The sequence below is a fragment of the Mesorhizobium sp. M0227 genome (genome assembly GCF_040321855.1).
Classification (GTDB): domain Bacteria; phylum Pseudomonadota; class Alphaproteobacteria; order Rhizobiales; family Rhizobiaceae; genus Mesorhizobium.
This window is the reverse complement of the sequence record NZ_JAMYSJ010000001.1, coordinates 408,890-420,295: the sequence shown is the minus strand read 5'-3', so window position 1 is coordinate 420,295 and position 11,406 is coordinate 408,890. Positions and strand designations below refer to the sequence as shown.

The 11,406-nt window shown below is 63.0% G+C and carries 9 protein-coding genes; 6 read left to right on the top strand and 3 right to left on the bottom strand.

What is annotated here, in order from left to right; genetic code table 11:
* Position 1: 1 nt before the first annotated feature.
* The gene (locus tag NKJ00_RS01835; RefSeq protein WP_023808838.1) at positions 2 to 703 is read left to right on the top strand and encodes an ABC transporter ATP-binding protein; all 702 of its coding nucleotides are present in this window, start codon (positions 2 to 4) and stop codon (positions 701 to 703) included.
* A gap of 42 nt (positions 704 to 745) precedes the next feature.
* Complete coding sequence (locus tag NKJ00_RS01830; protein WP_023808839.1) at positions 746 to 1,915, top strand: substrate-binding protein; 1,170 nt, start codon at positions 746 to 748, stop codon at positions 1,913 to 1,915.
* 44 nt (positions 1,916 to 1,959) lie between these two features.
* Here the strand turns inward: NKJ00_RS01830 and NKJ00_RS01825 are convergent, their stop codons facing one another.
* Both NKJ00_RS01825 and NKJ00_RS01820 read right to left on the bottom strand, forming a co-directional pair.
* On the bottom strand, positions 1,960 to 3,606 hold the full coding sequence (locus NKJ00_RS01825; protein WP_128302363.1) for an acetolactate synthase large subunit: 1,647 nt from the start codon (positions 3,604 to 3,606) through the stop codon (positions 1,960 to 1,962).
* Positions 3,607 to 3,692: 86 nt separating this feature from the next.
* Positions 3,693 to 5,030 (bottom strand): aromatic ring-hydroxylating oxygenase subunit alpha, encoded by a 1,338-nt coding sequence (locus tag NKJ00_RS01820; RefSeq protein ID WP_023808841.1) that lies wholly within the window; start codon positions 5,028 to 5,030, stop codon positions 3,693 to 3,695.
* Between the two features lie 128 nt (positions 5,031 to 5,158).
* On the opposite strand from NKJ00_RS01820, the gene NKJ00_RS01815 reads away from it, so the two are divergent.
* Positions 5,159 to 6,052 (top strand): LysR family transcriptional regulator, encoded by an 894-nt coding sequence (locus NKJ00_RS01815; RefSeq protein ID WP_352440074.1) that lies wholly within the window; start codon positions 5,159 to 5,161, stop codon positions 6,050 to 6,052.
* Between the two features lie 2 nt (positions 6,053 to 6,054).
* Here NKJ00_RS01815 and NKJ00_RS01810 read toward each other — a convergent pair whose 3' ends face one another.
* Entirely contained in the window at positions 6,055 to 7,326 is a 1,272-nt protein-coding gene (locus NKJ00_RS01810) for an NAD(P)/FAD-dependent oxidoreductase (RefSeq protein WP_023808843.1), read from the bottom strand.
* A gap of 196 nt (positions 7,327 to 7,522) precedes the next feature.
* On the opposite strand from NKJ00_RS01810, the gene NKJ00_RS01805 reads away from it, so the two are divergent.
* The 3 genes from NKJ00_RS01805 to NKJ00_RS01795 all read left to right on the top strand — a co-directional run bounded on the left by NKJ00_RS01805 (position 7,523) and on the right by NKJ00_RS01795 (position 11,385).
* On the top strand, positions 7,523 to 8,515 hold the full coding sequence (locus NKJ00_RS01805; RefSeq protein WP_023808844.1) for a dipeptidase: 993 nt from the start codon (positions 7,523 to 7,525) through the stop codon (positions 8,513 to 8,515).
* A gap of 310 nt (positions 8,516 to 8,825) precedes the next feature.
* The gene (locus tag NKJ00_RS01800) at positions 8,826 to 10,385 is read left to right on the top strand and encodes an ABC transporter substrate-binding protein (protein ID WP_023808845.1); all 1,560 of its coding nucleotides are present in this window, start codon (positions 8,826 to 8,828) and stop codon (positions 10,383 to 10,385) included.
* 52 nt (positions 10,386 to 10,437) lie between these two features.
* Positions 10,438 to 11,385: an ABC transporter permease gene (locus NKJ00_RS01795; protein WP_352440076.1), complete on the top strand. Its 948-nt coding sequence runs from the start codon at positions 10,438 to 10,440 to the stop codon at positions 11,383 to 11,385.
* The last annotated feature ends 21 nt before the right edge of the window (positions 11,386 to 11,406 follow it).

Below are 11,406 nucleotides of genomic sequence, written 5' to 3'. Positions count from 1 at the left end.
CATGCTGCGAACAATGGCGGTGTCGGCCGGCTACGGTCTGCTCCCCGTGCTGAACGGCATCGACCTCAGCGTCGCGCTGGGCGAAGTCGTGGGCTTGCTCGGCCGTAACGGCGCAGGCAAGACAACGCTGCTGCGCGTCATCTCCGGCGGCTTGCGGGCAAGCGGCGGGGCGGTGGTTCTCGGAGACAAGGATCTCACCAACGCGCCGGCTTTCCGCCGTGCGCGCGCAGGCATCGCGCATGTGCCGCAGGGGCGCGGGATCTTTAACCAGCTGACGGTGCGGCAAAACCTGGAGGTCGGCACCCGCGCTGCCAAGGACCGTGGCGACGGCGGCATTCCGGCCGACATCTTCGGCTATTTTCCAATCCTGCGCGAACGCGAAGCGCAGGTCGCCGGCACGCTTTCGGGCGGCCAGCAGCAAATGCTGGCGATCGGCCGCGCGCTCTGCGGCCTGCCCTCGGTGCTGCTGCTCGACGAGCCCTCGGAAGGCATCCAGCCGAACATCGTGCAGTCGATCGCCGAACTGGTGCCGCGCATCGCCCGCGAGCGCGGCATCGCGATCATTCTTGTCGAGCAGAATCTCGATCTCGTTCTCAAGGCATCGGACCGCTGCCTGGTGATGGAGAAGGGCAGGATCGTCCACGAAGGTGCGCCTGAGACCTTCGCCGACGAGACCCTGCTGAAGGACCTGTTGGCTTTGTAAGGCGTGCATGGGGCGCGCCTGGGACTGGAAGGGAACACAACAATGATAAGCAGAAGAACTGTCTTGAAATCGGGCGGCGCTGCCGCCGCCTTCGCCATAGTCGGCGCGCCGTCGATCCTGCGCGCCGCCGACACCGTCAAGGTCGGCCTGTCGATCCCGATCACCGGACTGCAGGCGATCCTCGGCGAGACGTTGCTCAATTGCTACAAGCTCGCCGCCGCCGAACTCAACGCCGCCAACGGCATTGGCGGGCGCCAGGTCGAACTCATCATCGAGGACAACCAGACCACGACCAAGGGCTCCATCGACAAGGCGCGCAAGCTCATCAACGAAGACAAGGTCGACGTGATCATGGGCACGATCATTTCGCCTGAGCGCAGCGCCACGCTGTCGGTCACCTCGAAGGCCAAGAAGCTGTTCTTCTACCCGACCAATTTCGAAGGCGGCGAATGCAACCGCTACTTCGTCGCCACCGGCCCGATCCCGATGCAGCAGGTCGACCCGATGATGCCATGGGTGGCAGAGAACCTCGGCAAGACGATCTATGTCATGGCTTCGGACTATGCCTGGCCGCAGAAGATGACCGAGGCGATCACGGCGGCCTATGAGAAGGCCGGCGGCAAGATCATCGGCGCCGATTACTATCCGTTCGGGACCACAGATTTCGGCCCGGCCTTCCAGAAGATCAAGTCGCTGAAGCCCGATGTCGTCTGGTCGATGGTGGTCGGCAACGACGCCGTCACCCAGCTCAAGCAGTATCGCAGCTTCGACATCAAGCAGCCGCTGATCGCCCCGCTCGACGAGGTCTTCAACAAGGACGCGCTGCCGCCCGGCGTTGCGGCCGGCACCTATGCGCCGCAGCCCTACTGGATGGCGCTGGACAATCCGGTCAACAAAAAGTTCATCTCCAGCTTCCGTGAGAAATTCGGCCAGGAGAAGATGGTCAACGGCATCGGGGAGGCCGGCTACAACGGCCTGCATCTCTACGCGCTGGCCGCGGAGAAGGCGGGATCGCTGAAGGACGACGATGTATTGGCCGCGCTGCCGTCGATCGAGTTCGACGCACCGCAAGGCAAGATCCGCGTCGACGCCACCAACAACCACACACTCTGCCATTCCTATGTAGGCAAGGCGGCGGCCGACGGCATCGGCTACGAGATCGCTAAGGATTTCGGCACCATCGCGCCGGTAACGCCTTACTGCAAGGTGTAGGGTCTTCCGCCCAAGCAATCCTGACGGCGGCTTTGTCGCTGCCGTCAGGGCGTCTGCGGCGCAGGCAGACGCTCGCGCAATTCGTCGACGAGCACCCTGGTGTTTTCGGAATAGTCGATAGGCACAACGACGAGATGCACGCCGCCGCCGGTGAAGGCCTGTTCCAGCGCCGGCCGCAAGTCGGCGATCTCTGCAACCCTGGTTCCCTTGGCGCCATAAGCCTCGGCATACTTGACGAAATCGGGATTTCCGAAGGTCATGCCGAAATCCGGAAATTCGTCAACCGCCTGCTTCCAGCGGATCATGCCATAGGCATGGTCCTCGAGCAGCAGGACGACGAGGTTGAGCTTGAGCCTGACGGCGGTCTCCAATTCCTGGCTGTTCATCATGAAGCCGCCATCGCCGCAGATGGCCATGACACGGCGCTGCGGATAGAGCAGTGCCGCCATCATCGCCGACGGCAAGCCCGCGCCCATGGTGGCCAGCGCATTGTCGAGCAGGATCGTGTTTGCCATGCGCGTCCGGTAGTTGCGCGCGAACCAGATCTTGTACATGCCGTTGTCGAGGGCGAGGATCCCGTCGGCCGGCATCACGGCGCGCACGTCGTGCACGATGCGCTGCGGCGTGAAGCGATCTTCGGTGGCCCGCGCGGCGATCCGGCTCAGAATGCCTTCCCGCAGCGGCAGCAGGACCTGCGCGTTGGGGATCTTGCCCTCGATGCGGTCGGCCAGCAGCGCCAGCGAAGGGCCGAGGTCGCCGACGATTTCGGCTTGCGGGAAATAGACCTGCTCGACATCGGCTGATTGGTAGCCGACATGAATGACCTTCGGCCCCTTCGCCCCCATGATGAAGGGCGGCTTCTCCACGGTGTCGTGACCGATGGTGATGATCAGATCGGCCTGCTCGATGGCCTCGTGCACGTAGTCGCGCTCCGAAAGGGCTGCCGTTCCCATATAGAGCTCCGTGCCGCCGGGCACGGTGCCCTTGCCCATCTGCGTGGTGAAATAGGGAATTTGCGTCCGCAGCACGAACTGCGCGACGTCGGGGGTCACGCGCGGTCGCGACGCCGCCGCGCCGAACATCAGCAGCGGGCGCCTGGCTTCCAGGATCATACGGGCGGCGCGATCAAGCGCGCCTGGACTGGCCAGCGGCAGTTCGACCGGGTGCGTCGGCACCAGCGCGATCGGTTCGCACTCGGCCGCCGCAATGTCTTCCGGCAGTTCCAGATGTACGGGACCGGGACGCTCTTCCTGGGCGACACGGAAAGCTTCGCGCACCAGCGAGGGGATCATCTTCGGCGAGACGATCTGGCGCGACAGCTTGGTCAGCGGCTTCATCGCCGCGACGATGTCGACGATCTGAAAGCGCGCCTGCCGGGATGACAGGATGCCCTTCTGGCCGGTGATCATGATCATCGGCATCGCGCCGAGCAGCGCATAGGCCGAACCGGTCGAAAGGTTGAGCGCGCCTGGGCCAAGCGTGGTGATACACACACCCGGCTTGCCGGTAAGCCTGCCATAGGTGGCGGCCATGAAAGCGGCTGCCTGCTCGTGACGGGTCAGGATCAACTGGATCGAGGAGCGGCGGATGGATTCGACGATATCGAGATTTTCTTCGCCCGGAATGCCGAAAATCCGTTCGACCCCTTCGTTCTCGAGGGCCGCGACGAACAGATCCGAACCTTTGGTCATAAACTGTCTCTCCCGCAACATTCCGTCGGCCCCCCTTCATATGGCATCGGAATGCGACGCCTCAAAGAGGCATCTTCGGCCGCGGGTCAGAGGCGCGTGTTGCAACTCGCCGCTTTCGGCGAAGCGAAAAGTTCCTTCGGCGCAGACCATTGGCTGACGGTCGCGCCGCGCGTGCCGGTGATCAGCGAGCGCAGTTCCGACAGATAGGTCTGCACGAAGAACGAGGTCTGGCTTTCCAGCGGCGTATAGGGCCCCGGCCGGTAGGCGCGCGACATGATGCCGTCGGCATTGTCTTCGGTGATCTTCTTGTCCTGCACCGTGGTGATGTCCCACATCCAGCTGATCGCATCGGCGTCGACGTCGTTATCGGCATCCTTGTCGACGAGCCAAGTCAGGATGACGTCTGTTTCCATGGCGTTGCGCGGTATCATCTGGAACAGCGTGACATAGTCATTGGCAGCACTTGCAAACGACAGGCGTCCGAGGCGAAAGCCGCTTTCGCCGCCATCATAGGCACGACGACCACCCATCAGGCACGAGACCCCCTCGCCCGTATTGGACAGCGTGTTACGGCCGGAGCCGATCGGCTTGCGGTGCATGGCGAACGGCATCGTGTCCAGGTCGCCAGCCTGCCACGCGCCCTTGTGGAACTCGGCATCGCCGATGACGCTGTGCCAGGCCTCGATTTCGTTCTGCCACTCGACCGCCTTGTCGGCATCGCGGGTCGCGGTCACTTTGACATGACCGTTGACGCGGTAATATTCGGGGTGAGCCGGACGGCAGTGATAGCATTCAAGGAAGTTCTCGAGCACCAGCTTCCAGTTCGCCTTGGTCAGGTAATTCCTGCGCGCAACGATGCGTGCGCGGTCGAGGCCGTTCTCGCGCAAGCCACCGGTCAGCCCGTCCGCGACAGGCTGGATGTCGGGCAACGACTTGGCATCGAGGCCGCAGAATACCAGGCCGCCGAAACTCTTGCAGGGCACCCGGTGCAGGCCGAGCGTTTCCGGATCGGCGCTTGTAGGAAGGTCCTGCCGCGACTGCAATTTGCCGGTCAGCCTGAACGACCAGGCATGATATGGGCAGACCAGAAGCTTGCCGCGACCATCCTTGGCGCAGAGCCGCGAGCCGCGATGGGTGCAGACATTGTAGTAGGCCGCGATGTCCTCCTCGCCATCGCCGAAGCGCACGACGATGATCTCTTCGTCGAACAGCTGGCGCACGATGTAGCGGCCCTTTTCAGGGACCTCGCTGGCATGGGCGACAAGCATCCATTGGCGCGGAAACCACAAGTCACGTTCCAGCGCGAAGATCGTAGGGTCGGCATAAAAGGCCTGTTCCAGCGACCAGTCCGGACGTTGCCGGTCGATCAGCCTGACGGTCTCGCTTCTGTCGATAGGCTGGCTGTTCGGTGTATAGGCCTGCACTGCAACACCTTTCTGCTCGCTGGCGTTAGGATGACGTTTCGATAGGAATGTGCGATGCGGAAAGGCTTGCGGCAAACACAGAAATGATAGACCTTCATATCGAAAAGGCATGAAGGCAGGTTTGGATTGTGAAAACCCTCAAGACATCGCTTCCCCTGCTGAACGCCATGGTCGTCTTCGAGGCTGCCGCCAGGCATGGCGGGCTGACGTTGGCCGCTCAGGAGCTGAACATCGCCCAATCGGCGGTCAGCAGGCACGTCGCCAATCTCGAGCGCCAGCTGTCGGTCGAGCTGTTCGCGCGCAAAGGCAACCGCGTCGCCGTCACCGGGGCCGGCAACACGCTAGCCGAAGCGATCCGCGAGGGTCTCGGCACCATCAGGCAAGCGGTCGAGGATTTGACCGCGCACGACAGCGATACATTCGTGGTCGGCTGCAGCCACGACTTCGCGCAGGCATGGCTGATGCCGCGCTTCGGCCTCATCACATCGCAGGTTGCCGATGGCCGGGTGCTGCTGCAGACATCCACCGACTACAGGGATTTCGACCAGCCTGAAGTGGCGCTGTCGATCCGCTTCGGCGAAGCCGGGCAATGGTCCGAATTCGTGACCGAAAAACTGCTCGACGGTGAATGGTTCCCGGTCTGCGCACCGGCGTTCCTGGCGCGTTATCCGGCGCTCGCCTCGGAAGACCCAGAGGCTTTCATAGCAGTGCCGCTGCTGCATCAGGTGACGCCGCCGGGCGCGATCGACAGCTGGCAATCGTGGATCGGAACCGACCGGAAACTCGATGGACCTCGGTTCACGGGCTACATGTCGATGATCCACGAAACCATCGCCGGGCGCGGCGCCGCGCTCGCCTGGGCCGGGTTTGCCGACGAGCATCTGCGCCGCGGCCAGCTCGTCCGGCTGACGAAGACCTCGCGTCGTCACGCCGGCTCCTTCCACATCGTCACGAGGAAGAATGCCGGCCCGGTGGTCAGGGCGGTGGCGCAGGCGCTGCTCGGCAGCGTCGACGACTGCTGACATCAAGCCTCGCGGCCAAATCGCGACGCCTCATGACGCGCGCCCCAGGCCGGCATGGCGGCCTCGATCTCTGCTTCCGACTTGAAGGCATCGGAGGCGTAGCGATCGACACGGAACCGCTCCGCGGAAACGAATGGGGTCTGCCCGAGGACCAGTTCGCAGGAGAGCCGGCCAAGACCCGGCCCATGGGTGACGCCGCTCTCATTATCGCCGCCGACGACCACGATATTGTCGCTGCCGGGGACCTTGCCGACGATAAGACCGTTGTCGGGCGTGTAGCACGGCACACCTTGCGCCCAACTCGCGATCGTCGAACCGCGCAGCGGCGGGAACACCGTCTGCAGCTCGGCAAGCTCCTGCTCGAATGTCTCCTGCATCAGTTCGAGATTGTGCGGTTGGCCGGGTTCGATTTCGCTGTCATTTGTTTTGTACAGGGGTTTGTAGTGCCGGCCGGTTCCCCACATGACGGCCCCGAATGTCTCGCGCAGCCACAGCCGCAATTCGCGGCACTGGACGGTGGGGATGGTCGACGGCAGCCCGCGATCATCGGTGACGATGCGTGTCGCGACGACCCGCAGCAGCGGCAACTTCCAGCCGAGGCCCGATATGATCTGGTTGTCCCATGCGCCAGCGGCAACGATCACGCCGTCAGCCTCAAGGCTGCCCTGATCGGTCTCGATCGCCACCCGGTCGTCGGCATCATGGACGGCCGTCACGCGTGTGTTGCTGCGGAATACGCCGCCCAGCTCGCTGATCTGGCCGGTCAGCACACCCATTGCCAGCTTGGTGTCGAGCTGGATGCCATGCGGATTGTAGGCCGCCGAATGGACCCGCGCCGGATCGATGAGACCTTGCATCTTCTGGCCGATCTGCGCGGCGTTCAGATCCTGCATTTCCGTCGGGGCATAGGAAGAGTCCAGCACCGGGCGGACAAAACGCTCGCGCCCGTCCTCGGTCAGCGCCATGATCAAGGTGCCGTTCGGCCGATAGCCGATCTCGACGCCGACCTCGTGCAGCCGGCGATAGAAATCGAGGCCATATTGCTGCAGCTGAAGACCCTCTTCGCCAAGCGGAATCATGCCGGCGGACCAATGCGAGACAAATCCCGCGCCGGCGCTGGTGGTCGCGGCACCCGGCTGACCCGCATCGATGACCGTCACCCGGCGCACGCCGGACCGCAGCAGATGGAAAGCCGCGCTGCAGCCGATGATGCCGCCGCCGATTACCGCGATGTGCCTGCTATCGCTCCCGCCATGGCTTCCGTTTGAACTCATCTTTGTTCTCCCTTTTGCCGATGGTCCGATCGGAGCGACATGCAGCGACGGCGACCATACAGGCCCGTTCGGAGCTGTATAGACACATGTGTCTGTGGCCTGATACTTGATGCGTACTGCATCTGGATCACACGTCCGGAACGCCGCTTGATCCGGCCTTCCGTCGTGTTGGCGTTGCCAAGAGAGTGAGAAAAAAGTGAGCGTTTCGACTGCCGCCAAGGCCATTTTCGACAGTGAAATCATATGGGACGCGCATTCCGGCTTCATGCCGGACCCGGCTGCGGACCTGAACAATCTGCAGATCTGGCGCGACGCCGGCATCGACTATCTGTCGATTGATGTCGGCTTCGACCTGTTGCCCTGGGAGCAGACAGTGCGGACGCTCGCAAATTTCCGCCACTGGATCCTTGCCAATCCCGAGCACTACACGCTGGTCTCCTCGGTAGAGGAAATCCGCAAGGCAAAGCTTGAGGGCAAACTGGCAATCACCTTCGACGTCGAGGGCATGAACGCGCTCGACGGCCGCATCGAAATGGTGGAGTTCTATCACCATCTGGGTGTGCGCCAGATCTTGTTTGCCTACAACAGGAACAACCTCGCCGGCGGCGGTTGCCACGATGTCGAGACCAGCCTGACGGCGTTCGGCCGCCAGGTCATCGACGAGATGAACCGTCTCGGCATGTTCGTCGACGTCACCCACACCGGCTATCGCACCTCGATGGAGGTGATGGAATATTCCAACCGGCCGGTGATCTTCTCGCACTCCAACGCCAAGGCCTTGTGCGGCCATGGCCGCAACATCACCGACGAGCAGATAAAGGCCTGCGCGCGCACCGGCGGCATCGTCGCGATCGTCGGGCTCAATCGTTTCCTGGGAGAGGGACGCACGGACTCGGACAGGTTGGCCGACCACATCGAATATCTTGTCGATCTGGCTGGCCCAGATCATGTCGGCATCGGGCTGGACTACGCCTTCCCCGTCGACATCAAAGGCATCGACCGTATCATTTCCGACAACCCGCAATTCTGGCCCAGGAGCGAGTATCCGGAAGGGGCGACGACCTACGCGGCTCCCGGCCAGATGAGCGAACTGACCGATGTGCTTCTGCGCCGCGGCCAGTCCGAGCAGACCGTGCGCAACGTCCTGGGCGGCAATTTCGTGCGCCTGGCGGCCGAAATCTGGAAGTGATCGGCCGCGGAGAGGCGCATGTCCGCTACAGCTCTTGATCCAGGCCCCACCGAATGGCGGGCCAAGCCGCGCCGTGTGGGCGATCACATTTAGCCCGCGTAGGGCCCAAGCCGACGCGCTGGCGCGGTCGGAACAGATGTCGATATTTCCCGCAAGATCGTCCGTATTCAAGATTCGGACATGCCGGCAAAATTTTCGCTAGACATACATGTCTATTATTAGCAGTTTTAGCTGACAGACACATTCGGCCCGGCTTGGAGAATGGCCAACGGCCGGAAACAAGACAACGAAAACAGCAGAGGGGTAGAGCATGTCCATTCTAGCCGACACCAGGGTTTCGCGCCGCAGCCTGCTCGCCGGAGCCGGCGCTTTCGGCCTCGCCTCAATGGTCAATCCAAAAGTTTCCTGGTCGAGCGACGGGCCGATCCTCAAGGTGCGCTCCTACGCCGACATCCAGACGCTCGACCCTTGCTTCCGGCTGGCGGCACCCGAAGGCGACATCACCAGCGTCATCTTCGCCGGCCTCGTCGTCACCACGCCGGGCGACAGCTGGGGCTGGCGGCCGATGGCGGCGGAGACGATCAAGCAGCTCGATCCGCTGACCGTCGCCTTCCAGCTGCGCGACAATATCGGCTTCACCGATGGCTACGGCCAGATGACGGCCGAAGACGTCAAGTTTTCGATCGAACGCATCGCCGATCCCGCCAACAAGAGCCCCTACTCCGGCGACTGGGCGACGCTCAAAGAGGTCGAAGTCAAGGACAAGCTGTCGGGGCTGATCCACCTGAAGCAGGCCTTCGCGCCGCTGTGGACGTCGACCTTGCCGACGCCTTCCGGCACCATCCTGTCGAAGCGCGCCATCACCGAGCTCGGTGGCAAGATGGGTGTCAAGCCGGTGGCCCAGTCGGGGCCCTACATCCTGAAGGAATGGCTGCCCAAGCAGCGCACGGTGCTGGTGCGCAATCCCGACTGGAAGTACGAGCAAGGTGCCTTCGCGGAGATCCACATCCATCCGATCGAGGATGAGAAGACCGCCGAACTCGGCTATGAGGCCGGCGACCTGGATTACACCTGGACCGCGGTCTCCTCGATCTCGCGCCTGAAGCAGACACCGCCGCCAAAGACGACCGTGGTCGAGAAGCCGTCGCTGGCCTTTGTCTGGCTTGGCATGAACCAGGATGTCGCGCCTTTCAACAATCCGAACATGCGCCGCGCGGTTCAGTACGCCGTGGACCGCAAGGCGGTGGTCGATGCCGCCTATTTCGGCGCCGCCGCCACCGCCACCGGCATCATCGCGCCCGGCCTGCCCGGCCATCGCGAGAAGAACCTGTTCGATTTCGATCCGGACCGCGCCCGCGACATGATCGCCAAGGAAGGACTGGCCGGCGCGACGATCACGCTCGACATCCTCAACAAGACCGAGCGCCTGACCGCGGCGCAGGTCGTGCAGTCGAACCTGCAGGATGTCGGCCTCACTGTGGAGATCAAGCAGAACGACAGCGGCACCTTCTGGACGCTGGGCGCCAAGGAAGGCGACTACTACAAAAAGCTGCAGATGATCATCAGCCGCTTCTCCATGCAGCCGGATCCGAGCTGGGCCACTGCCTGGTTTACCCGCGACCAGATCGGTGTCTGGAACTGGGAGCGGTTTTCCAGCGAGGAATTCGACAAGCTCAATGCCGAAGGCATGGTCGAGCTCGACCCGGCAAAACGCGATGTCATCTACAAGAAGCTGCAGGACCTGATGGAGGAGAACGGCAACTACGTTTTCCTGACGCATGAGGTCACCGGCATCATGAATCGAGATACGCTTGTGGCCGGCCTGAAGCCGAACGGCGAACCCGTGTTCACCGACTTCAAACCCGCATGATATCGGCGGGCGGGGCTCGTCCCCGCCAAAGACCGTCCGACAGGTACTGGAAATGATCCGCTACGCCCTCAAGCGTCTGTGGCTTGGCGCCATCATCATCAGCGTGGCCATGATGATGATGTTCGCCATGGTTTACCTCATTCCCGGCGACCCGGCCTCCGTTGCGCTGGGGCCGCGCGCGACGCCGGAGATGATGGAGGCGCTGCGCGTACGCATGGGCCTCGATCAGCCGGTGTGGCGGCAGTTCCTACATTTCTACGGATCGGTCCTGCGCGGCGATCTCGGCACAGAGGTGCTGTCAGATCGGCCAGTTCTGGACGTGGTGATGGAACAGCTTCCGTTCACGCTGGCGCTGGTGGTCGGCGGCATCACGTGGTCGGTGGCGCTCGGCATTCCGCTTGGCTGCATCGCGGCGGTGCGGCGCGGCGGCTTTGTCGATCAGGTGATCGGGGTGCTGTCGGTGGCGATGATCGCCGTGCCGTCCTTCGTCGTCGCCATCTATTCGCTGCTGGTGTTTGCGGTCGCCCTGCAATGGCTGCCGGCGATCGGCGCCGGCGAACCGGGCGACCTCGCCAGCCAGCTCCAGCACCTCATCTTGCCGTCGCTGGCGGTTGGCCTTGGCTGGATCGGCTATATCTCGCGCATGGTGCGCGCCTCGATGCTGGAGACGCTGGAAGCCAGCCATATCCGCACGGCGCGCGCCTTCGGCCTGACCGAGCACAGGATCGTCTACACCTACGCCCTCCGCATCGCCGTGCTGCCGACGATCACCTTGCTCGGCGTCGGCATCGGCCACATGCTGTCGTCTTCCGTCTTCGCCGAAATCGTCTTTGCCCGTCCCGGCATCGGCAAGCTGGTCTATGAGGCGATCTCGGTGCGCAACTATCCCATCGTCTCCGGAGCCGTGCTGGTCACCACGGTCTTCTTCGTTCTCGTCAACGTAGCAGCCGACATCCTCGTCGGTATCTTGGATCCCCGTGTCAGATCAAGTTTCAACTGAGCTGCCATCCCGCAGCTTCCG

Bases quoted from the DNA above. Each gene is read 5' to 3' on its own strand.
- NKJ00_RS01835 (WP_023808838.1), top strand. From the start codon at position 2: ATGCTGCGAACAATGGCGGTGTCGGCCGGCTACGGTCTGCTCCCCGTG.
- NKJ00_RS01830 (WP_023808839.1), top strand. From the start codon at position 746: ATGATAAGCAGAAGAACTGTCTTGAAATCGGGCGGCGCTGCCGCCGCC.
- NKJ00_RS01825 (WP_128302363.1), bottom strand. From the start codon at position 3,606: ATGACCAAAGGTTCGGATCTGTTCGTCGCGGCCCTCGAGAACGAAGGG.
- NKJ00_RS01810 (WP_023808843.1), bottom strand. From the start codon at position 7,326: ATGAGTTCAAACGGAAGCCATGGCGGGAGCGATAGCAGGCACATCGCG.
- NKJ00_RS01800 (WP_023808845.1), top strand. From the start codon at position 8,826: ATGTCCATTCTAGCCGACACCAGGGTTTCGCGCCGCAGCCTGCTCGCC.
- NKJ00_RS01795 (WP_352440076.1), top strand. From the start codon at position 10,438: ATGATCCGCTACGCCCTCAAGCGTCTGTGGCTTGGCGCCATCATCATC.